The following is a 22,275-nucleotide window of genomic DNA, read 5'->3' on the forward strand; positions in this document are numbered from 1 at the left end:
TTGACACTCTTTACCCCTCGCGCCCTGAAGGGGATCGCAGCCACGTTCACTGCGGCGCTCATGCTTGCCAGCTGCTCCACCGGATCAAGCGATTCGACAACCGCTCCCGAAACCTCCAATGCCAACGGGTCAGAGGAGCGCATTGTGACAATGGGTCTCGGCGACGTCGATACGGTCCTTGCGCTCGGTGAACAACCGGTCGGTTACGCCACCTGGCAACAGGAAGGTTCGGGAGACCCTTCCGGACTTGGACCATGGGCCAAGGACAAACTCACAGTCGACCCAAACCCGATCCGGGATACGACCACCGAGTTCAGCACCGACACTGCCGAAAGAGTTGCCTCGCTCAACCCGACAAAGATCATTGCGGTGAACAGTGGTCTCGAAGCTGACAAGAAGGCGCTGCTCGAGCAAATTGCGCCAACTACCTTCCACTCGGATGCATACGAAGATTGGCAAGTGCCGTGGGATGAGCAGATTAAGGAAATCTCCAAGGCGTTGAATAAGGAAGCCGAAGGCGAAAAACTCATCGCCGATTCCGAGCAGGCTTTCCAAGATTTCCGCGAAGCTCACCCTGAGTTGCAAGGCAAAACAGCGGTAATCGGCATGCCTTACGACGGAAAGTTTGGCGTATACACCTCGGGCGACGGCCGCGGCTCCTTCATTGAAAAGCTTGGTTTCAAGATCCCAGAGAAGTTCAACGGCGATGGCTCCAGCTTCTTCCTCGACTGGTCGCCTGAAAACTACGTCGACTTCAACGACGTGGACTACCTCTTCGTGCTGGACTACTACGGCGCAATCGATGCGCTGAAGAACGACGAGAATTTCATGGACCTTGATGTCAACAAGCGTGGCGGGGTCTACTGGCTAGACACCGATACCGCCAATGCAATGAGCATGCCGAACCCCCTCACCATCCCGTACGCAATCGAGCAAATCAAAAAGTCGCTCTAGAAGTGGTGCTTACCGGGGGACAACCAGTGGGCCCCCATTTACCGGGTCGGTTGCCACGACAGCAGGCAGATCAAAAACGCTGTTCAGCAAAGTCTCCGTGACCACCTCGGCAGGCGCACCGACCGCACGAACCTCGCCACGCTGCATCACGATAAGTTGATCCGAGTAGCGTGCTGCGAGGTTCAAATCATGCAACACCATGAGCACGGTTCGCCCCTCTTGATCAGCGAGTCGACGTACGAGCGACAAGACCTCGACGGAGTGAGACAGGTCGAGGTATGTCGTCGGCTCGTCCAAAAACACGAGCGGAGTGTCCTGCGCCAAGACCATCGCGATCCAGGCACGCTGGCGCTGTCCGCCAGAAAGCCGTTCGAGTGGACGATCTGCAAACTCTGCAATATTGGTCAGTTCCATCACCGCATCAACCGCACGCGCATCCTCAGCAGAAGCCTGTCGTAGCCAAGACTGATGCGGGTGGCGTCCGCGGCTGACCAAGTCACGAACCGTCAGTCCCTCGGGGGCGACAGGCGTCTGTGGCAATACTGCTAGCTGACGCGCAATCTCTCGGCGCTTCATTTTCGACGTGTCTACGCCGTTCAGCATTACCGTGCCGCCATCGCGCGCAATAAGCCCTGCTGTAGCTCGCAACAGCGTTGACTTGCCGCAACCGTTGGGGCCGATGATTGTGGTGACACCGCCTTGGGGCACGTCGAGATCAATGCCGTCAACGATGACGGAAGCCCCATAACTCACCTTGAGATTTCGAACCTGAAGCATCATACGGACACCTTTCGTGTTGCGCGTAGCAGTGTGTAGAGCAGTGCTGCGCCACCAATCGCAGTTGTAGCTATGCCCACCGGCAAGTTCCCCGGCACCAGGGTGCGCACTGCTAAGTCTGCGCCAGACACAATCGCCGCGCCAGCGAGCATCGCTGTTCCTAAAGGTGGCGTTGCTGCTTGTGTGATCTTGCGTCCAATCTGTGGCGCAACAAACGCCACAAAAGCTATCGGACCAGACGCCGCGACGGCCACCGATGCCAGCACTACAGCCATGAGCATGAGGATGAGTTGCATATGCCGGGGCTCCACCCCGAGGCCAGCAGCCGTATCCTCCCCGAGCGAGAGCGCCTGCAGATTGAAGGCTGCCCACCGCAAGAACGGAACGACGACTGCCAGCGCAATAAGTACGGCGAGTGCATCGCGCCAGCTAGCAGAACCCACCGAGCCGGTCACCCACGCCTGCGCCTTGCCCACGTCACGATAGTCGGCGCGAACGAGCAGGAACGAGGTATATGCCATCGCCAGTGCATTGATAATGATCCCGGCGAAGACAAGCTGGAAAGACCCGAGACCCGCGCCACGGCTCAGCCACCAGATTGCCGCAGACACTGCTAATCCACCGAGGAACGCACTGAGCGGGACCCCCAGAAGATGCAGCAGCATTCCGGAGCTTCCACCAGCAAGTAACGCAGTCAATGCGAAAGCGGAGGCACCCGAAGTGACGCCCAAGATGTCTGGGCTCGCCAATGGATTCCTCGTGATGGTCTGGAAGATCGCCCCCGCAAAACCAAGCGCAGCTCCTACTCCCAAAGCAGTTACCACCCGCGGCAGACGCCACTGAACAATCACCGTACGAGCCAATTCTGTGGATTGGCCCATGAGCGCAGAAGCGACATCCCGCACCGTAAGCCCGAAGTCCCCGACTATAACGCCGCCAAGGGCCGCGGCGAAAGCCAACACCGCAAGGACACCATTCGTCACGAAAACCCGCATCACAGTTTCGCCCCTTTGCGCAAGAGGTACAGGGCAAATGGGGCACCAACGAAGGCGAGCGTGATGCCCACCTGCAATTCGCCGGGCCTGGCGATGACGCGGCCGATAACGTCGGCAAGCAAAAGCAACGTGGCCCCAGCCAACGCGGAACACGGTAGTACCCAGCGGTAATCGGGCCCCGTGAAGGCGCGCACAAGGTGTGGAACAACCAGACCGACGAACCCGATTGGGCCCGCCCCAGCCACCGCGGCACCCGTGAGCAATGCAACCAGGACGATGCCCACGGCCCGCGAGAGGGGGACGCTCACGCCAAGTGCGCTTGCCACATCGTCTCCCAAGTTCAGGAGGTTCACCCTGTTTGCCATGGCGAAGGCCCCCACTAGTCCGAGGAGAATCACCGGGGCAAGCACCGCGACCACCTGCATGTCACGCCCAGCGATAGCGCCCGCCGTCCAAAACCGCATCTCGTTGAGGCTTTGTGTATTCGTCAGCACGATGCCGCTGGTGAGCGCACTACAAACCGCGCCCAGCGCAGAACCACCGAGCACAACCATGATCGGGCTCGATCCCAGGCTCCTCATACTGAGTGTGAACACGAGCGCCACCGCAAGTATTGCGCCGAGGAATCCCACCCCAACAGTGCCCAACACCGTCATTGAGCCATGAAAGGAAATGGCTGCAGCCACCGCAAGCGCCGCACCAGGGCCTACACCCAGCAAGTTTGTGTCTGCGAGCGGGTTTCGGGTGTGTCCCTGCAGCAACGCCCCCGCTGTGCCCAAGGCTGCCCCCACCAACAGGCCGAGCAGGGTGCGCGGAACCCGAAGCTGTGCAATGATCTTCGCCTCGTCGCTGGAGGCCTCAAGCCTTTCGGCTCCTCCCGAGAATGCCAACACAATTCCGTCGCGAACCGCGCCCAACGTTGCCCCGAAACCCATTTCACGCGCCCCGAACAGAAGAGACACTAATGCCGCGCACACGGTGGAAGCCGCAAGGAAAGCGACAAGCCCTACACGTTTATCCACTTTGTAACCCCGTTATCGCCAATACCCCATAAACGACACGTGGTGGCGAGGCACACCCGCCTCTTTCACCAGGAGCCGCCGCATCGCCGTCACAGCCGTGTTCTTCCCTGCGATCCAGTAATAGGTGTGCCCTGCAGTATCCGACGTGGGACCTATCAATTCTCCACTGCTGGAATACGTGGGTGTCTCCCAGACTTCATCGAGCTGGGCTTCATCCACAAGACCAGGTTCTCCATTTTCCAACGAAGCGGAGGCACAACGGGATCCAACTTCCTGTTTCAGCTGCGCAAGAAGCAAGCCTCCATAGTCGAAGTCCCCCTCTGCACGAAAATGCCACCGGACATCAACCTGTGAAGGGGAGTCGATGGGCAGGTGATTGCCGGCGGGCACCTCGATATCAACCGAACCAGCGAGCCCCTCGGGCCAATCCTCCAGGATACGAGCCATTGCAGGCAACGCGGTTTCATCGCCGTAAAGACGGGCAATCCCAGCAGATCCGGGGTTAAATTCAATACCAACACCGGAATCATCGTCACGGGTTGGTCCAATAATCAGCAGCTGCTGTCCAGGGTGAGCGTCTTGTGCCCACGCCGAGGCGGGACCGGGACTATCGCTGTGCAAAACAAAATCCACATCCACTTCGTCAGGGCTGTCAGCACTTCGCCGGAACTCCCGAATGGAATAGGTACGCAGGTGTCCGCGCGTGTGCTCCGGCATCGCACGCCATGTGTCCCACCACCCCTCTTCGGGAAGCTCGAACAGACCGCTGGCAGGCGGGATCAGCAGCTTGATACGCAAATCTCTGATCGGAACGGCGGGCCCCATGGCGTCGATCCCGGTGAACGTCACCCGCTGGAAACTCGGCGCAATACGTTCACTCCGGACGACGGTTGCAAGAAAAGACCTAAAACTCACCCCGTAAATTATATAGGCTTGCCTAACCTATAGAAAGTGTGAAGCGCGCAGTCCCCTAGCGCCCGCGTAGCTGGAGTCGGCTAGCCACCTTCAAAGCAGGTGACAGCAGGGGCATCATCAACCGCTACCTCGTATCGACGTTCGTCGACCCGGCGAAGTAAAAGGCGGATACATTCTCTTTAGCGATGGGTAGGACGCACTGATCGGAACCGGTTTGGTGCTTGTCCGACGCAAGCGGCCCTGAGCTTCCCTGTCACCAGGAGTGAGCGCGCTCGTTGTTCATATCGTCGTCGGCACCCATCCATTAAGCTCTGACACAGTGATTTCGACCCGCCATTTCGTCTGAAGGGAATAACATGCGCAGGCCTTACTACAGGACATCACGCGGACGCGTCATTGCAGGGGTCTGTGCAGGGCTCGCAGAACGCTACGGTCGCAGCCCAGACACAATCCGTTGGTGGTATGCAGTAGCGCAACTATTTAGCTTGCCCGCCATTGCCACCTATATCCTCCAGTGGTTGTTGTATCCGCTCGACGATAACCCTGAGCCGCCGGAAACTGAGCAACCTGCAAGCTGACCAGCCAAGAGACGAGGTGGCGTGCCAGGTACCGCGCCCCACCGAATCTATCGGCAACGTCCTACACGTACAGGTGCAGTCCCGTACATTTATGGCATACCTATTAGTAGCTACATGCCGCTAGGTGTTTCCACATGTTTCATTTCCTTCCGTTACTAGCCATCCTTCTCGATTACTTCCTCGAAGTTCCGGATGCAGCATCGGAGCCAGAGTCACCGTTAGCGAGCATCATCAGCGTCTTTGGACCGTATTCGGCGTTGGTGTTTGGAATAGCCGCGCTGCTTTTGCGACCGCTACCCCGGAAGTTTTCGATTATCGCCAGCGCAGCCGGCCTGCTGGGCCTCATCGCAATCATTGTGCCCATGGTCCTGGCCCCCAGCCCAGAATCGTTTATACACGTTTGGATTCCGCTTCCGGCAGGGTTACTGCTCGCAGGAATCTACGTCCTCATCATTTCCCACATAGAGCAGGCCAATCCCGTGTTAGTACTTCGTCAAGACACGAGCAGGCTATCGATGCCCGGCGCGATCACGGCCGCTTTTCTCATTCTTACTGCGGGGCGGCTACTCACTGCCCATGCGTGGCCGTCCCCGGAGGCAATCTTGGTAGGCACCGTCTGTACCCTGGCCACGCTCGCGTTTTATGAGATGAATTGGAAGTACCTGGTTGGCGCTGTGGTCATTATTCAAGCTGCGCAAATGTTTTATTCCGTACTCCCATTCGAGGCATACATGCTCCACGAGGTGCAGCTTGCCGTCAAGGTTGCTTGCATTCTCGAGATTATCCGCGCAGGCACCCGCGAACATCTGCTGAAGCAAGCATCGCGCAGCGAATCCCCGCGCAGCTGCTGAGGAAAAACGTGTAAGCGTGGCTTGTGCCTTCCGGCGGATCTACACCGATCAGATCGATAGCACTACCCGCTCATAGTCTTCTACCAGCACGTTCGGCACTTTGAAATGGTTTCACTCGTCATTTTGGAGGTCCATCCCCACCGACAGCACAAAGCCCTCAACCGAGCGCCCATGCCACTTCGCCCTGACAGATGCTCTAGACACTGCCATCATGCCCAGGCTGGCAATTGTTCACCCATTCGGTACAGATGGTGAGGCAATCATTGGGAGCAGGTGCGCTTTCCACCTATCCTTTGATGTTGCCTCAAATAGCAAAGGATAGATGTCTAAGTTTATAGGTTGGGTACGACATCACAACTTTGCATGCTAACTTATGACGTATGGTGTGACCGAGTGTGACTTATGAGACTTTGCCGTGGCAGGCTGCAACCGAGAATATATCGCGTCGGGCGCAGCTACGTACGCCGCGAAAATACGAGAGCGCCATAGTCCCGCGCATCGCTGACGAGGAATTGCAGCTACGCCCTGAAACGCTTGCAGTCGCGGATCGAGCAACCATCGCGGTGACGCGTTTCGACGCCACACACGCCACAGACCTCATTCCTTTTATCCCACTTTTTGTTGCGCGGTGAAGCCGTCGCATCGAGTAGAATTGAACAACTTACCTCCTCGTCTCGCAAGATATTTGAAGCGGAACTTTCTGGTTCGGGGTCGGCCAATGCAAAGCTGATCGTGGCGAATGTTCGACAGATGCAACGGGTGATTGCAGTTGATACAGCAACAACTGAAACGTTGTTGGCGATGCACAGTGTGCTTCTGCAGGACGCTGCACCGAGGATCGCAGGTCGACTGCGCGAGCAGCCGGTGTGGATCGGTGGACCGGACAACCACCACCCGGGCGGTGCATTGTTCGTTCCGCCGCACCACGATCATGTACCGGAGCTGTTGGCGGATCTGGAGAGGTTCATGTCACGCCGCGACATCCCAGCGTTGGCGCAGGCCGCGATTACACACGCTCAGTTGGAAACCATCCACCCCTTCGCGGACGGAAACGGGAGGACAGGGAGAGTCCTCGTTCATGTGTTGCTGAAAACCCACGGCATCAGTGTCAATGGGTCGGTGCCAATCTCTGCAGGTTTGCTATCCCATATTGATGACTACTTTGCTGCACTGGACGCATACCGGCAAGGTGACGCCGACCAAATCGTCAACCTTTTCGCAGCAAGTGCGCTCGAAGCCGTCGAGTACGGCACGTGGATCGCAGATGAACTGAATACGCTGCTGGATGAGTGGAAGCAACAGTTGGCCGCACGCTCCGATGCCCTTGTATGGAGAGTGCTCCCGTTGTTGTTGCAGCGGCCGGTAATCACCACGCGGATTGTGGTAGAGGAATTAGGAGCGACGCAGACCTCAGCAGGAAATGCGCTCGAAGCACTCGCGCAGGTCGGCATCGTTACCGGAGCACAGCTGGACAGACGCACCCGCGCCTGGCGAGCCCCCGACGTGTTGGATTTGCTCGATGAGTTCGCCGAGCGGAGGCGACGCACTTGAGACGCAGAGCCCAGCGCCGCGATGCCTTCGGCAAGAATCACTTGGTTGACTTTGATGGCAACGGCGACGCTGGCATGCATCGCACTGATCGTGGCAGGACCTGTGCCGAATATTCTGTGGGCCGCGCTGGTGGGCGCAGCCGCTGGCTGCCTGGTACGCATCACCGATAGGAAGAAGCCGTAGCGTAGGGCCAAGAGCTGCGCGCACCAAATCCCCGAATTTCGGTTGGGCGCCGAGACGTTTCCCCAGGTCGCGCGAAGTCGACGCGGGAATTTGGTGCGCGTACAAGAGAAAGAGTGCCAATAGACACAACCCGAATTACCCTAGACATTCAAACTAGCAGGTAAGAAATGTTCTAGATATAAACGGGTGCGTCCTTTGGCACTCACCCCTCAAGACCCCGCCGAAACCCCAAGCGAACCCCTAGTGCCCGCGCTTCTGGTCCAGCGGCTCGCCGTCCTCGAAGTGGGGGCGCAGGTGGTTGTCGAATAGGGACAGGGCAGCGCCGATGGCCATGTGCATGTCCAGGTACTGGTAGGTGCCCAGGCGGCCGCCGAACAGGACGCCGTTCTTGCGGGATTCCTCGGCGGCGAGTTCGCGGTATTTCAGCAGCTTGGCGCGGTCTTCAGGGGTGTTGATCGGGTAGTACACCTCGTCGTCGTCGGTGGCGAAGCGGGAGTACTCCTTCACGATCACCGTCTTGTCCGTTGGGTACTCGGTGCGCTCTGGATGGAAGTGGCGGAACTCGTGGATGCGGGTGTAGGGGACGTCGGCGTCGTTGTAGTTCATCACCGAGGTGCCCTGGAAGTCGCCGGTGTCCAGTACTTCCTGTTCGAAGTCGAGGGTGCGCCAGCCGAGGTGGCCTTCGGCGTAGTCGAAGTAGCGGTCGAGTGGCCCGGTGTAGACCACTGGGATCCCGGTGTACTCGTCGCGGATGTCGAACCAGTCGGTGTCGAGGCGGACGTCGATAAGTTCGTGATCGGCCATGTTCTCGAGCCAGGCGGCGTAGCCGTCGACGGGCAAGCCTTCGTACTTGTCGTTGAAGTAGCGGTTATTGAAGGTGTAGCGAACTGGCAGGCGGGAGATGATTTCCGGCGGTAGTTCGGTGGGATCGGTCTGCCACTGCTTGGCGGTGTAGTGCTTCACAAATGCCTCGTACAGCGGCTTGCCGATCAGCGCGATGCCACGCTCTTCGAGGTTCGTAGCCTCGGCGGGGTCGCGACCCTCGCGCTGTTCTTCGATCAGCTTGCGGGCCTCGTCCGGCGAGTAGTACTTACCGAAGAACTGGTTGATCAGGCCCAGGCCCATTGGGAACTGGTAGGCGGTGCCGTCGTGCATCGCGAAGACGCGGTGCTGGTAGTCGGTAAAGGAGGTGAAGCGATTGACGTACTCCCACACGCGCTCGTTGGAGGTGTGGAAGAGGTGCGCGCCGTACTTGTGCACCTCAATGCCGGTGTCCGGCTCCTTTTCGGAGTAGGCGTTGCCGCCGATGTGGTTGCGCTTCTCCACCACGAGCACCCGCTTACCCAGCTCGCTGGCGGCTTGCTCTGCCACGGTGAGGCCGAAGAATCCGGATCCAACAACAATGAGGTCGTAAGTCATACGGCCATTTTGTCACATTTCTTTTCGACGCCCCTCCGCACGACACGCCAAGCCTCAAGATTCACTTGAGACTTTAACTTGCACTACACTTCACTGGAGTAACCTTTATCCCTATAGCCACAGGAGTTAAAACGTGCAACAGCGGAAGCGCCTGAATGGGCAATCCTCCAGGATGCGCCCTCTGATGGCTGCGGTGGTGTCCGTGGCCCTCGTTGTCGCCGGGGCGTTCGGCGGCAACCACATTGTCCAGGTCCAGTCGGCGGCCCCGGCGCAGATGGACGTCTATAACGCCAGCGAGTCCTTCGCTCGGGGCGCAAACATCACTGTGGATGACGCAGCGGTGCGCACCCAGGGTGAGGAGACCGAGGAGCGTCGTGTGGTCAAGGAGTTCACCCGCGACCGCGAGTTCACGCTGTTTGGCCTGACGTGGAAGGGCGACCGCGACATCGTCGCCTACGTGCGTGCCCAGCGTGCCGACGGCAGCTGGACGGAGTGGTTCGAGATGGATCCGCTCGATGCAGCACCCGGCACCGACACGTTTGGCACCGAGCCGATCTTCGTGGAGCCGACGAAGCGTGTTCAGGTCTCCACGGGCAACGTCGATCTCCTGGAGAACGGCCGCAAGGGCTCGACCGCACCGAATACGGCCACCGACATCCAGGCCGTATTTATCGACGGCGGCACCGGCACCGTCAACGACAACATCAAGCCAGTCGTGGACTCCTACACCTACGGGATGCCAAAGGTCATCACCCGCGCGCAGTGGGGTGCGGGCAAGAACAGCAACCCGACGTACACCGCGCCGGTCACGGCCGCGACGGTCCACCATACCGCTGGTTCCAACAACTACACCGAGGCGCAGGCGCCGGGCATCGTCCGCGGCATCTGGAACTACCACACCTACACCCTGGGCTGGGGCGATGTGGGCTACAACGCCATGGTCGATAAGTACGGCAACATCTACGAGGGCCGGTACGGCGGGCTCGACCGCGCGGTCCAGGGCGCGCACGTGGGTGGCTTCAACCAGAACACCTGGGGCGTGTCCGTGCTGGGCAACTACCAGACCGCGGTGCCGACGCAGGCGTCGCTGCAGGCGCTGGGCGACATCATCGGCTGGAAGGCTGCTGTCTCCGGGTTCGACCCGATGGGTTCGAGCTACCACTACGCTGACTTCGATTTCAAGGGCAGCAAGTACCGCGCCGGCCAGGGCGGGATGTTCCCGAACATCAACGCGCACCGGGACTTCCACTACAACGAGTGCCCAGGTCAGAACTTGTACAACCAGATGGGCACGGTGCGCACCATCGCGAACACGAAGTACCGCGCGCTGAAGAACTCCTCCGAGTTCACCCCACCGGGTGATTACACGGGTCCAGCCACCGACACCACGGTCGGCGACCTGCTCGACGCACTGGGCTCCGGGAAGAAGGAGTCAGGCACCGTCACGAACCCTGACGGAACCACGACCCAGGTGACCAACTCAGGTTCCTCAGACAACATTTCCCTGTCGGGGATTGCCTCGGGTGACGCGGTGGCGATCGCAGCGGCCGTCGGCACCCTGGCTGGCCTGATCTTCCTGTACGCGAAGGCGAACGACCTGCTTCCGGGCGGTATCCAGAACCTCGCAGGTGTGGAGATCGCTCCGGGGCTGACGCTGCAGCAGATCGCCCCGTACATCGAGCCGATGCTGAAGTTCGCTGGCCAGAACGACCTGGCTGCGGTGTGGAAGCAGTTCGAGCCGACGCTCGGCGCCGTCATCGGTGGCGTCGGCGGCGTGGGCGGCAACGACTTCGGCTTCTTCCAGAACGGCATCGCCGTGCGCAACGCGAAGGGCGAAGCGTTCACGATGTTCACGAAGATCGCGAACGCCTGGCTCCAGCAGGGTCTCGACGCCGGCCCGCTCGGCCTGCCGGTCAACTCCGAGCACCCGATTGGCGACGGCCTCTTCCGCGTCGACTTCCAAGGCGGCGACATCACGTACAACCAGCACACCAACACCATCAACATTGGCGTGCACTAGCAACGGCTAGCGGCTAGGCAAGGTTATAGGAACGGCGTACCGCATCTTCCCACGCGGCGACAAGCACTTCGCGAGTCGCCGCGTTTGCCGTATCTTCCCAGGTTGTGGGCGTGCCGAGGGAAAGTGGAGCGTCGAGAAGCCCGGCGCCCATCCCCGCCGCCGAGGCCGCGCCCATGACGGTGGTTTCGATGTTGCCGGGGCGCACGACGCGGGTGCCCAGGATGTCGGCCTGCATCTGCATGAGGAGGTCGTTGGAGGTCATGCCGCCGTCGACGCGCAGCTCGCGCAGTTCGACGCCCATCGCTTCGACGACCTCGCGGGTCTGTAGGCATGTTGCTTCGAGGGCGGCGCGCGCGATGTGGCGGCGGTCCACGAAGCGGGTCAGGCCGGTGATGACGCCGCGGGCGTCCGGGCGCCAGCGCGGCGCGAACAGCCCGGAGAACGCAGGCACGATGACGACACCGCCGCTGTCCTGGACCTCGCTGGCGAGTTTCTCGGATTCGGCGGCGGTGCGCAGGATCCCGAGCTGGTCGCGAAGCCACTGGATGAGCGATCTGCCCACCGCGACGGAGCCCTCCAGGGCGTAGACAACTCAGGCAACTGTGGGTCGGTCATGAACAAAACCTCCTATGGATTGACGTTCACAACCATCCTGGCACTAAGGGAAATGCTGGAATTTGGTGCAGGGTCGAGCGGGGAAGTGACAAAGGACGCATCCCCAAAAGTGCTGGACATTCAAACCTGCAGGTAGATAAAGAGCTATATATATTAGGGTGCGTCTTTTGTCACTGATACCCCGAGCAAGCGCACCAAATTCCGTCCCGCGAGCCGCACCACCTGGGGAAACGCAAAACCCGCCCACCAAACCAAGGAATTTGGTGCGCGGGAGCCAAGAAGTGCAAGGGCTGGGAACTACCAGGCGTTCATCACGTTGAGGATGCGCGGCTTCGTGTACTCGAGCTGCTGGCCGAACTGTTCCCAGTTGTGCAGGCCAACAGGTGTGAACACGGCGGTGTGCTTGACGCCGGTGGCCGTGGCCTTGGCGCTCCACAGGCGTGTGGTGAAGTTCGCGACCATCTCGAGCGCGATACCGGCGGCCTTGTGCTGTGGCAGGTAGCGGTCGTCGCGTGCGGATGGAGTGCCGCTTCCGGCGGAGACGTAGACGTCGCGGCCCCGCAGGTTACCCATGTTCAGGAATGGGTCGTTCTCGTAGCGGCGGGGATCAAAGATGGAGCCCCACATGGCGTTGAGGTTGTAGAGGCCGCCGTCGAGAAGTGCGAGGCGCAGCGCGGTTTGGGCGCCGGGGATGGTGGTGGTGAGGTAGCCGGAGTAGGACAGCACCTGGCGGAACTGCTGCGGGTGCAGCGCGGCGAGGTTGATCGCGGCGGTGCCGCCCATGGACAGGCCGAGGATGGAGTTGTTCGTCGGGGATACGCCGAAGTGGCGCTGCAGGTATGCGGGCAGCTCCTTGGACAGGAAGGTGTCCCACTTGTAGGTGACGGGGCTGTTGAAGTTGTAGGTGGCTGGCGCGTTCCAGTCGGTGTAGAAGGAAGACTGGCCGCCGACCGGCATCACGAGGGTGATGTTGTGGTTGACGAAGGTGCGTGCTGCGTTGACGTCTTGGACCCAGGCGTTGGTGCGTTCGGTGGCGCGGAGGCCGTCGAGCATGTAGAGGCCGGCGTTGCCGCCGCGCTGAGCGGGCTGGATCTGGACGGTGATGTGGCGGCCCATTGCTGGCGACCAGACGGTGCAGCGTTGTACCCAGTAGCCGACGCGGTCCCACTCGCAGGTGCCGGTGGAGTCGGGGCGCAGCCAGTCACGGTTGGCGGCTTGTGCTTGGGGGGCGGCGACGATCATCGACAGCGCGGTCAGGAGCGCTACCACTAGGCCCATGAGTCCGTGGCGGTTCTTCATACAGCGTTTCCCTTTCTCAGCAGTTTGCTACCAAACTACACGGGTACCGCTATGGATACCCAAATCCTCGCCTTGGCTGAGTCGTGCCTGCTCGTCGTCTGTGAGGTAGCTGAGGTAGGTGGAGGGGTCGTCGGAAAGCTGGAGGGTTCGGCCGTTACCCAGCGAGTATTTGATGTTCTTCCAGAAGCGTGCGCGGCTCATTGGTTCGCGGGACGTGGCGAGCAGCTCAGCTATTTCGGGGCTACGGAGTGCGGCGCGGGCTTGGCGCGCTTCGTCTTGGTCGATCCACTCGGGAAGCTTTGAGAGGTCGACGGCCGTGTCCGCGACTTGCCATTCGGCGGCGAGCTGCTTGTCGTGCCCGACGCGCCCTTCGGGATCGCGCGGCATGCGGGCTGCGAGCGGCGTCGCGAGACCGACGGTGTCGAGGACGCGCACGTCGAGCGGCGCGTTCATGCTGGTCATCCCGAGGTTGATCAGGTAGAGCGACAACGGGTAGGCCTGCAGGTCGCTGTCAGCCTCGGGGACGCGGGGGCGCGGGTACCAGGAGTAGAGCTCCGGGTCGCGGCTGATAAGCCCCGGTGCGATCTGCGCAGCACCAGCGTCGCGCGCCTCGATGACAGCGTCTGTGTAGTTCGTCATGAGTTTCGAGCCCAGGAAGTCTTCGGCGTAGCGCGGCGGGTTGTCTGGTTCGCGGTTGACGGCCATCGTCCAGAACTCGCGCTCGTCTACGATGCCCAATTCTTTCGCCGACCTGCTGTGGATGTCTTCGTCGAGCGGGTGTGCACGCACCACAATTATCGACGCCCACACCGCCAACACCAGCGCAACCACCACGTTAAGGCGCGTCAGCGGGGCGGCCATCACCGGCAGCAGCAGCGCGAAGAGCGGCAGCAACCACATGCGCCCGTGCATGAAGTCGCCGCCGACGCGCAGCACGTACAAGATGTGGATCAGCGCGCACCCCACGACGAGCGCCACGATGGCGGCGCGGCGTCCGGTGACGAGGAAGCGTCGTAAAGAAATAAGGAGTACCGCGATGACCAGCAGAAGCGGCAGGTACAGCGCGTAGGGCCCGATGAAGTCCCAGGCGTATCTGGCGCCTTCGGCCCACTCGCTGCCGGAGGCGGACTTGGCCACCGCGGTGTGCGGGGTGATCAGGCCATAGTAGCCCATGCGGAAGATCTGGTAGGCGGCGGGCACGGGCAGCGCGGCCGCCAGGATGCCGAGCGTCTTGCGCGGCGAGTACACCAGCAGGACCAGCCCGGTCAGCCCGCCGTAGAGTGCCAGCTCGGGGCGGACCAGCCAGGACAGTCCGCACCAGAAAGCCAGCCAGTAGCCGACCACGGGGGCGGCGCGGCGCGCGGTGCCGCCCGCCCACTGGACGAGTAGCGCCCACCACGCCGCCAGCCACAGCAGGGACAGGCCCCACTCCAGCCCGGAGGTGGCAAAGTCGCGCGCGGGCGGCAGGGCGAAGTAGACCAAGATGCCCAGCGGCACCACCGGCGCGGTGCGCCAGAACCTGCCCGCAGCGTAGGTGGCCAGCACCGCCGCGACGACAGTGCACAGCAGCGCGAGCCACATCGCGATGGTTTCCAGGCGGGCGTCGCTGACCATCGCGAAGGCGGTGATCAAGTACTGCCACAGCGTGGAGGTGTTCGCCTCCACGCGCTCGCCTGCGTTGAAGACTGGGCCATTGCCGGCCAGCAGGTTGCGCACGGTGCGCAGGACGATGAGGCCGTCGTCAGACATCCAGCGCCTGGTCCACCCGCCCCAAAATGCGAACACGCCCGCAATGGCGCACGACAGCAGCAGCGTCACCCGGGCGTTGATCTTCATTGCGCCAATGTTACTAAGCCAGCACTGGCACCACGTAAACTGCCAGCACAATGCACAGTATCCAGGCCGCGGCCAGCATCTGCAGCACCCGGTCTTCCAGGGCAATCTCGTCCGGCGCGCCGCCGTGACCTCCGTCAACCTTCGCGGCGTAGCGCAGGATCGCGATCACAAACGGCACCATCGAGATCTGGTACCAGACCGCGGCCGCGCCCTCGACCGAGTTGGAAAGCTGGAAGCCCCACAGGGCGTAGCTCATCACGACGGCGGTCGCGGACAGGGTCCACACGAAGCGCAGGTAGGTGGCCGTGTAGCCCTCCAGGGCCTTGCGGATCTTCGCGCCCGTCTCCTGCGCCAGCAGCAGCTCCGCGTAGCGCTTGCCCGACGCCATGAACAGCGAACCGAACGCCGCGACCAGCAGGAACCACTGCGACAGGTCAATGTTCGCCGCCACGCCACCGGCCATCGTGCGCAGCATGAACCCGGAGGACACCAGCGCGATGTCAATGACCGGGATGTGCTTCCAGCCGAAGCAGTAGCCGAGCTGCAGCGCAATATAGATGCCAATCACGAGGGCGAGGGCGAAGCCGTCCGTCGCTAAGAAGGAGAGGCCAAGCGCTGCGACGATGAGCACCACCGCCATCGCGTAGGCCAGGTTGATCGGCAGCATGCCCGAGGCGATCGGGCGGAAGCGCTTCGTCGGGTGCTCGCGGTCGCTCTCCACGTCGCGGGCATCGTTGACAAGGTAGATCGAGGAGGCGCCGAAGCAGAACACCACGAACGCCAACAGCACGTCCAGCGCGGTGCGGGACGTCCAGGCCTCCGTCCCAGCGGCCAGTGGAGCCGCCAGCACCAGGACGTTCTTCACCCACTGCTTCGGGCGAAGGCCCTTCACCATGGCGTCGGGAAGGTTCTTCGGCGGGACGCGTACCTGCTGGTAGTCCACGCCCTCGGTGTGGGGCTCCGGCTTCAAAAAGGGTTCGTGCGGTTGCGTGTTGCTCACTTCAGCTGCCTTTCCACCTTGATCGTCGCTTTGGCGCACCCGGCGCCGAGCAAAGCACCGACAATAGTATCCGTCGGGTAGTGGACGCCAAGGAGGTTGCGGGAGAACATCATCACAGGCACGAGCAGCAGCGGCCACTTCTTGCCCGTGATGTCCATCAGGTGCACCGCGGCCGCGCCCGTGTTCGTCGCATGCGAGCTCGGGAACGAGAGCTTGGAGGGGGTGGCCACGCCAATGTTCACGCGGGGGTCGTGCGGCCTTGGGCGCCGCACAATCCGCTTGATGACGACGCTCGCCGCGTGCGCCACGAAAGTGCCCACGCCCAGCGCCAGCCACTTCGAGCGCCTCTTCTTATCGACGCCCGCCCCGAGCCCCGCGACGGCCAACCAGCCAAGGTCGTGCTCGCCGAAGTGGCTCAAGCCCCTGGCCGCCTTGACGGCTGCCGGGGTGTACGCCGCGTTCTGGATCGCGACGAGGATATCAGCCTCACGCTTGCTCATCGAACACCTTCCCCCAGTTCTCAGCGCTGGTCAGCGCCGGTTTCGCGCTCTGGTACTGCTGGCGCAGTTCCTGCCAGCGCTCCTTGATTTCTTCCTGTAGCGCTTTGGTTTCGCGCAGCAGGTCGTCGGCAAGCGCCTTGTTGCGCTTGCGGAACGCCACACCCGTGCCACCTGCCGTGGCCACCGTCGCCGAGTCGAGGCGGGCCAGCGTAAACCAGCGGGCCTCCTCCGCGGTGAGGTTCAGCTGCGGCGCCTCCCAGTGCTCCTGGTTCTCCTGGGTGAACTGGTGGCGCAGCGCCTTGACCGCCCACGGGATCTTCTTCAGCTTGGCCAGGCGCCCGCCGATGTTCTTGGTGGGTACGCCCGGCGCGCCCGTCGGCGCTGGCAGCTCCGTTGCGGAGGAGACGACCTTGGCGTCGTCGTAGTTGGCGCGGATCTTCTGGATGCGCGGCAGCGAGGTCTCGAGGATGTCGAACAGCTGGTCCGGGCCTGCGAGGAAGTCCTTCATGGCCTCCAGCTGGATGGCCATGGTGGAGTACTCCATGCACATGATGTGCTTGTAGGTGGACTTCAGCATGTTCTTCAGCATCGCGTCCGGGGTCTCCGGGCCGTACAGGGAGGCGACGATGAGGCGGTTACGCATGTGGAAGTACGCCTGCCAATCGATGGCATCGTCCTTATCTGCCCAGGCCATGTGCCAGATTGCCACGCCCGGCCACGTCACCGTGGGGAAGCCGGCCTGCTTGGCGCGCAGGGCGTATTCGTTGTCGTCCCACTTGATGAACAGCGGCATCGGAAGGCCGAGCTTCTCCGCGACGACGCGTGGGAAGAGGTTCATCCACCAGCCGTTGTAGTCCACATCGACGCGGCGGTGCAGGGCACGCGACGTCGTCTTGCGAGGGTCCAGCTCTTCTTCCTCAGTGCCGAGGTAGCCCAGCGGGTACTTGGCAAAGTCGTGGTCGTACACCGCGTGCTCCGCGGCGCGGAACATGAACACATCCTTATCGACGGCCTCTCCCGTCGTCCGCAGCTGCGACCGGTCCTGCAGGTTCAGCATCTGGCCGCCGACCAGGATCGGGGCCTTCGCGTAGCGGGCGGCCTGCACCGCGCGCAGGATCGAATCCGGCTCGATCGCGATGTCGTCGTCCATATAGAGGATGTATGGGGCGTCCGTGGTGCGCAGCGCCTCGTACATGATGCGGCCGTAGCCGCCCGAGCCGCCCAGGTTGCCCTGACGGAAGATCTGCAGCTTACCCTGCAGGTTCTTCTCCGCTTCCTTGAAGTCCGGCAGGTCCGACGGGTGCTGGTCGCCCTGGTCGGGCATCAGCACATCGGAGATCGATTCGAGCACGAACGGGTCCTCTGCCAGCGCGTGCAGGGCGTTGACGGCGTCGCGAGGCCTATTGAACGTCGGGATGCCCACCGCGACCTGCTTCGGCTCCGGGCCGGTTTTGCTGCCGTCCGGCACCGTCTGCGCTTCCGGCTCCTTGTCGGAGAACCAACCCGCGTTGCGGATCGTCGTGTCCGTTTCCGCCGTGACGTCGAACCACAGCCAGCCGCCGTCCTCGAAGTTGCGCAGCGGCAGCACTACCTCCAGCACGCCGTCGCTGGCCTCAGCGTTTTGCACAGCGATGCGTTTGCCGTCGTGCTTCGAGCGGTAAATGGAGACAGTCGCCTGCCCCTCAACCTCCATCGCCAGCACAACGTTTTCCAGCTGCGACCAGCGCCGCCAATAGGATGCCGGGAACGCATTGAAGTACGTCTCGAAGGAAACTTCCTCCCCGGCGGGGATGGATACGCTCGTCCGGTCCGCCCACGTCAAGCGCTGCTTGTTCTGCTCTGCCTCGATGAGGTACAGCATGCGGACGTCGTGCGGTTCGCCCTTCTTCGGCATCAGCACTCGCTGAAGGACTTCTACTGCAGTCGTGGTTTCCACAGGTCTCACTTTCGGTGCCTAGTTAGAGTTTCGCCCTAAGCGTAGTGCGTTCGCGGGCGCCGGTGCATGTTCGGCGCTCTCATATGTGGGTGCACATGAAAAATCTGGCGGGCACCAACCCCCTCGTCGGTGCCCGCCAGTTCGCGTTCGCTCTGTGTTAGTTGTTAGTTCGATGCGCGGTCGATCGCCTCAAGGATCGTGCGCGTATCGTACGTGAGCAAGTATTTGAGGAACTTCATGACACTCTCCCTTCGGTTTCATTTACTTTGTTGACCGTTTGTTAACTTGCTGTTTACTTTAAAGAATTAGTGGGTGAAAGTCAAGCATTTATTTTCACCCACTATCTCGCTTTTCCGTTTACGCAGTTCAGGGTGACTTTTCGACGCCCCCACCGTTACCCCTGTGACTGGTGTGAAACTGTGCTAGGTTGCAACCATGAACCGCAAAGCTCTCGGAGCCCTCGCCGCCTACTGCTGCGTCGTCATTGCGTTAACAATGTGTAAAGCGTTCTTCCGCATCGGCTACCTCTGGGCCCCAGCAAACCAACGCCGCCGCGGACTCTCGCTACAGCCCCTCGCCGAGCTTCACGACGCCCAATCCTGGTTCGCGCCCCTCTTCGGCTACGGCGGCAACATCGCCTTCTTCATCCCCGTCGGCGTGCTCGCATACGTTGCCTTCCGCGACGCCCGCTGGGCCGTGCTGTTCGGGTTCGGGCTGAGCCTGGCCGTCGAAACGGGACAATACATCTTCTCGCTCGGCTACTCAGATATCGACGACCTCCTCATGAACACCGTGGGCACCCTGGTGGGCGTCGGCATCGCCCGCGCATGCGGCCCGCGGCTGCACACCTTCTGGATCATGCTCGGCTACGTCGTGCCACTGTGCTTCCTCGGCCTCGTACTCGCCGGCGAGCGACTCGGCGACCCCTCCAAGGTCACCGAAGTCTACTGACATGCACTAGCCTTGCAACCTATGGATTTCTTGATTGGCGGGGCAGGAATTTTGCTCTCAGCGTTTGCTGTCATGTTCATCTCAGGCTCGACAGGCGCTATCATCGCGGCCGCCTGCGCGATCGTGGGAGTGGTGTTCCTTATTAAAGGTGCGCAGCGCTAGCGCCTCCGCACCAGCTGGACCGCGCTCAACAACACCACCAGGCCGATGGGAATGAGGAACATAAAGAGGTTGATGATCGGCAGGGACATCTCCGCCCGATACTCTTCCCACCGCGCCACCGCCATCGACCCCCACCCGACCACCAGGCACACCGCGGCTAACCACACCGTCACAACTGCCCTTCTGTAGCCGCGCCCCCACGCAGCTTGCGTGAACCAGACCGCATCGCCCAGCGCAAGCAGCGCCGCCGATGCCTCCACGATGCCGCACACCATGGTCATAGTCATGAATTCCACGGAGCTACCGAGCAGGATCTGCGTACCGATCGCCAGCGCGAGGCACACAACCATCGCCGTCGCGTAGGTCCGGAGAATGCTTCGAGGTTCCATGTGCACATGGTACAGAGGTTTGCCGTCCTGCCCTTTTGAAAAAGTTCCCAGTTCATCCGCAATTCGGGGAACGATCCCGCCCATCAGCCTAGATTTCGCTGCGTTTCCCCAGGTCGCCGCACCAGAAATCCAAAATCGTTCCCGGACTTGGGAACTTTTTCAGTGGCCGCCATACGCGAACAGCACGTCAATCCCTCCGCTACGGACCCAACGCCCCAATCGGCGCAACAATCACCCCGTCCGCACGCCTGTGGACCGGACCCCCTGAGGTCACGATGAGCAAAACTGTTTCCTGTTCAAGCTGATCCGCAAACCGTTTAAGCGTATCTGCGGCGTGGTCAAGAATCTCTGGCGTATAGCCAAGCTTCACTTCGACGAGTAGATCAACATCGTCAAAGCTGACTACAGCATCCACTTCGAGCTTGGTATTCAGCCTTGCGTGGTACACCGTCTTGCCAGTCAACGCGCGTAGTTCGTGCACAACGAGCGACTCAAACAGTTGCCCAAAATAGCGGGGATCCTGCACCAGATGATGTGGGCCTCGCTCAAGAACAGCCATGGCGAACGAAGGGTCAGCGAGGTGACGCTTGGGAGACTTTCGCAACGTTGCTTTTGACCTCAGGTGAGTCGACCAGGCTGGTTGATCCACGGAGACGAAAATCCGAGAAAGTGCGTCAAGGTAGTCACGCGCTGTATCGCGACTCACTTCGACGTCGGTTGCAATCGTCTGTAGGTTAAGCTCTGTCGCGACGGCTCTTGCAATAGAGCGCAAAACTCTACGAACCCGTTCCGAGTCGCGAGTCACATCCCCAACCGTGTGAATGTCTACGCCCGCAACTGTTTGCATGTAGTCGCGGACGTTTTGAATGGCATCTTCCAAAGAAAGATCCACGTTGTAGGGCAGGCCACCACGACACATCCGATTCGCTAAATCCGCAAATGCGAGTGGCGGAGTTGCAAAAGCAGGAGACTTGCCAGCAACGACGTCCCGCAAAGATACCGAGCCATCCGATTCGCCCGATTCAAATAGCGTCATGGTCGACATCGTCAATCGCGCAAATCTACCTGCCCCGGAGTGGCGAGTCGCGTTCACCCCAGGCGCTGTCGAGCCTGTGAAAATGAACTGCCCTTTCGCTTTGCGTCGATCAATTTCGTGTCGCGCAAAATCCCACAGGCGAGGATGCAGTTGCCACTCGTCGACAAGGCGAGGTGCCTCCCCATCGAGCAGCAACCGTGGATCGGTAGCCATCGCCAATGGGACGCTGGGATCGGTTTCAACATTCAAAATGCTTCCCGCTTGTCGGCTTGCCGTCTCTGTTTTCCCGCAGCCTTTTGGTCCCTGGATGAGCACCCCACCTTGCCGCCGAAGCGCTGCCTCTAATTGAGCGTCCGCAATGCGGGCAATATACGAATCCACCATGAGGATAAATCATAGCCATGAACTGCCTATTCCGCACTTTGAAATGGTTTCACTCGTCATTTTGAAATACTTTTACTCGGCAGTTTGGAATGGTTTTACTCGCCACTTTGAAATCCACTCCTACCAAAACCGAAAATCTGCTACAGCCTTGCCTCTGGCCTGGAATACGAGACACGTTGTGCGGTCCCGCTGCCGGGATAGCCGCGCGTAAATCCGCTAACGCCACCGAAGCCATTCCTATCCGCTCGACTGAGAGAGGCTTCATGGCTACGTCTCCATCCTCGGCAGCTCAGGCTGCAGAAAATCGGCCGCTGTCCATTATGTTTGCGGCGGCGCTTGCTGCGTTTATCGCTACGTTTAATGAAACGTTCCTCAACGTCGGCTTCACCAACATCATGGCCGACTTCAACATTGGCGTCTCGACTGTCCAGTGGCTCGCCACGGCATACATGCTGGGCGCGGCCGTCATGACGCCCACCACGGGCTTCGTCTCCGATGGCGACGTGCTCGACGTCATCGGCGACTCCGTCCCGGCGCTCACCACACCGTATGCGCTGCTCGCGCACAACGACTCGACGGAGTTCGGTACCGACGTCGCCGTAGTCCTCGACCGGCCAATCGTCTCCATCGCGACCAAGTCCGTCATCACGGTCAACGTCAACAACGACCTCGGGCACATCTCCTCCGTCCTCGCCGATAAACACCTAAAGAAGGCGCTGGTTGTGGCGGATGACGGCACCGTCGTGGGCATCATCAACCGCTACCTCGTATCGACGTTCGTCGACCCGGTCCCGAGCGCCTAGACAAGGATTGCCCATTAGGCAAGGCATACCTTAGAGTGGTCACGTTGGGTCAGGGAGACCTAACGCGAAATTCTTTAACCACCTACGAAAGGTGCAACC

22 protein-coding genes and 1 pseudogene are annotated in these 22,275 nt (G+C 61.0%); 10 read left to right on the forward strand and 13 right to left on the reverse strand.

Annotation, left to right across the window (positions count from 1 at the left end; all coding sequences use genetic code 11):
- Positions 1-954: iron-siderophore ABC transporter substrate-binding protein (locus ACXIUA_RS06590; protein ID WP_457976420.1), on the forward strand; the 954-nt coding region annotated here is incomplete at its 5' end.
- A gap of 9 nt (positions 955-963) precedes the next feature.
- On the opposite strand, the gene ACXIUA_RS06595 is transcribed toward ACXIUA_RS06590, so the two are convergent.
- Genes ACXIUA_RS06595 through ACXIUA_RS06610 form a run of 4 tightly spaced genes read right to left on the reverse strand, consistent with a single transcriptional unit; the run spans position 964 to position 4,663 of the window.
- Entirely contained in the window at positions 964-1,734 is a 771-nt protein-coding gene (locus ACXIUA_RS06595; RefSeq protein WP_070361767.1) for an ABC transporter ATP-binding protein, read from the reverse strand.
- A complete protein-coding gene (locus tag ACXIUA_RS06600; RefSeq protein ID WP_083290998.1) occupies positions 1,731-2,726 on the reverse strand; it encodes a FecCD family ABC transporter permease in 996 nt (331 codons plus the stop codon). The genes ACXIUA_RS06595 and ACXIUA_RS06600 overlap by 4 nt, the downstream gene beginning before the upstream one ends.
- Positions 2,726-3,748 (reverse strand): FecCD family ABC transporter permease, encoded by a 1,023-nt coding sequence (locus tag ACXIUA_RS06605; RefSeq protein WP_070975646.1) that lies wholly within the window; start codon positions 3,746-3,748, stop codon positions 2,726-2,728. Before ACXIUA_RS06605 ends, ACXIUA_RS06600 begins: the two co-directional genes overlap by 1 nt.
- A 12-nt stretch (positions 3,749-3,760) precedes the next feature.
- Positions 3,761-4,663, reverse strand: a complete 903-nt coding sequence (locus ACXIUA_RS06610) for a siderophore-interacting protein (protein ID WP_070361765.1) — start codon at positions 4,661-4,663, stop codon at positions 3,761-3,763.
- A gap of 356 nt (positions 4,664-5,019) precedes the next feature.
- On the opposite strand from ACXIUA_RS06610, the gene ACXIUA_RS06615 reads away from it, so the two are divergent.
- The 5 genes from ACXIUA_RS06615 (at position 5,020) to ACXIUA_RS06635 (ending at position 7,826) form a co-directional block, all read left to right on the forward strand.
- Positions 5,020-5,241 carry a PspC domain-containing protein gene (locus tag ACXIUA_RS06615; protein WP_083329431.1) on the forward strand — a complete coding sequence of 74 codons (222 nt, stop codon included), beginning with the start codon at positions 5,020-5,022 and terminating at the stop codon, positions 5,239-5,241.
- A gap of 134 nt (positions 5,242-5,375) precedes the next feature.
- Positions 5,376-6,092: a hypothetical protein gene (locus ACXIUA_RS06620; RefSeq protein WP_252931670.1), complete on the forward strand. Its 717-nt coding sequence runs from the start codon at positions 5,376-5,378 to the stop codon at positions 6,090-6,092.
- A 395-nt stretch (positions 6,093-6,487) separates the two neighbouring features.
- The gene (locus ACXIUA_RS06625) at positions 6,488-6,724 is read left to right on the forward strand and encodes a hypothetical protein (protein WP_252931672.1); all 237 of its coding nucleotides are present in this window, start codon (positions 6,488-6,490) and stop codon (positions 6,722-6,724) included.
- Positions 6,725-6,842: 118 nt separating this feature from the next.
- Positions 6,843-7,643: a Fic family protein gene (locus ACXIUA_RS06630; protein ID WP_252931674.1), complete on the forward strand. Its 801-nt coding sequence runs from the start codon at positions 6,843-6,845 to the stop codon at positions 7,641-7,643.
- 45 nt (positions 7,644-7,688) lie between these two features.
- Positions 7,689-7,826 (forward strand): hypothetical protein, encoded by a 138-nt coding sequence (locus tag ACXIUA_RS06635; protein ID WP_252931676.1) that lies wholly within the window; start codon positions 7,689-7,691, stop codon positions 7,824-7,826.
- Positions 7,827-8,066: 240 nt separating this feature from the next.
- On the opposite strand, the gene glf is transcribed toward ACXIUA_RS06635, so the two are convergent.
- The gene (glf, locus tag ACXIUA_RS06640; protein WP_252931678.1) at positions 8,067-9,245 is read right to left on the reverse strand and encodes a UDP-galactopyranose mutase; all 1,179 of its coding nucleotides are present in this window, start codon (positions 9,243-9,245) and stop codon (positions 8,067-8,069) included.
- A gap of 133 nt (positions 9,246-9,378) precedes the next feature.
- Here glf and ACXIUA_RS06645 point away from each other — a divergent pair, with 133 nt between their 5' ends.
- Positions 9,379-11,265: an N-acetylmuramoyl-L-alanine amidase gene (locus ACXIUA_RS06645; protein ID WP_457976421.1), complete on the forward strand. Its 1,887-nt coding sequence runs from the start codon at positions 9,379-9,381 to the stop codon at positions 11,263-11,265.
- A gap of 13 nt (positions 11,266-11,278) precedes the next feature.
- Here ACXIUA_RS06645 and ACXIUA_RS06650 read toward each other — a convergent pair.
- From ACXIUA_RS06650 to ACXIUA_RS06675, 6 genes and pseudogenes are all read right to left on the reverse strand, one after another.
- Positions 11,279-11,854 (reverse strand): annotated as a pseudogene (locus ACXIUA_RS06650) (FGGY-family carbohydrate kinase); the annotation flags it as partial.
- Between the two features lie 323 nt (positions 11,855-12,177).
- Entirely contained in the window at positions 12,178-13,179 is a 1,002-nt protein-coding gene (locus ACXIUA_RS06655) for an alpha/beta hydrolase (RefSeq protein WP_070361775.1), read from the reverse strand.
- Positions 13,180-13,206: 27 nt separating this feature from the next.
- The gene (locus ACXIUA_RS06660; RefSeq protein ID WP_457976422.1) at positions 13,207-15,015 is read right to left on the reverse strand and encodes a hypothetical protein; all 1,809 of its coding nucleotides are present in this window, start codon (positions 15,013-15,015) and stop codon (positions 13,207-13,209) included.
- 13 nt (positions 15,016-15,028) lie between these two features.
- Positions 15,029-16,015, reverse strand: a complete 987-nt coding sequence (locus tag ACXIUA_RS06665) for a decaprenyl-phosphate phosphoribosyltransferase (protein WP_070479662.1) — start codon at positions 16,013-16,015, stop codon at positions 15,029-15,031.
- Positions 16,012-16,515, reverse strand: a complete 504-nt coding sequence (locus ACXIUA_RS06670) for a phosphatase PAP2 family protein (protein ID WP_070479664.1) — start codon at positions 16,513-16,515, stop codon at positions 16,012-16,014. Before ACXIUA_RS06670 ends, ACXIUA_RS06665 begins: the two co-directional genes overlap by 4 nt.
- Positions 16,502-18,451, reverse strand: coding sequence for a glycosyltransferase (locus ACXIUA_RS06675; RefSeq protein WP_457976423.1), 1,950 nt, complete (start codon positions 18,449-18,451; stop codon positions 16,502-16,504). The genes ACXIUA_RS06670 and ACXIUA_RS06675 overlap by 14 nt, the downstream gene beginning before the upstream one ends.
- 435 nt (positions 18,452-18,886) lie before the next feature.
- Between ACXIUA_RS06675 and ACXIUA_RS06680 the strand changes: the two genes are divergently transcribed.
- Positions 18,887-19,402 carry a VanZ family protein gene (locus tag ACXIUA_RS06680; RefSeq protein ID WP_457976424.1) on the forward strand — a complete coding sequence of 172 codons (516 nt, stop codon included), beginning with the start codon at positions 18,887-18,889 and terminating at the stop codon, positions 19,400-19,402.
- Positions 19,403-19,423: 21 nt separating this feature from the next.
- On the forward strand, positions 19,424-19,564 hold the full coding sequence (locus ACXIUA_RS06685) for a hypothetical protein (protein ID WP_168156157.1): 141 nt from the start codon (positions 19,424-19,426) through the stop codon (positions 19,562-19,564).
- Here ACXIUA_RS06685 and ACXIUA_RS06690 read toward each other — a convergent pair.
- Entirely contained in the window at positions 19,561-19,953 is a 393-nt protein-coding gene (locus ACXIUA_RS06690; protein WP_457976425.1) for a hypothetical protein, read from the reverse strand. The two genes, ACXIUA_RS06685 and ACXIUA_RS06690, sit on opposite strands and share 4 nt — an antisense overlap.
- A 199-nt stretch (positions 19,954-20,152) precedes the next feature.
- Positions 20,153-21,373, reverse strand: a complete 1,221-nt coding sequence (locus ACXIUA_RS06695; protein WP_256008302.1) for an ATP-binding protein — start codon at positions 21,371-21,373, stop codon at positions 20,153-20,155.
- A gap of 263 nt (positions 21,374-21,636) precedes the next feature.
- Between ACXIUA_RS06695 and ACXIUA_RS06700 the strand changes: the two genes are divergently transcribed.
- Complete coding sequence (locus ACXIUA_RS06700; RefSeq protein ID WP_457976426.1) at positions 21,637-22,176, forward strand: CBS domain-containing protein; 540 nt, start codon at positions 21,637-21,639, stop codon at positions 22,174-22,176.
- The last annotated feature ends 99 nt before the right edge of the window (positions 22,177-22,275 follow it).

The organism is Corynebacterium sp. UMB8791 (assembly GCF_054166365.1).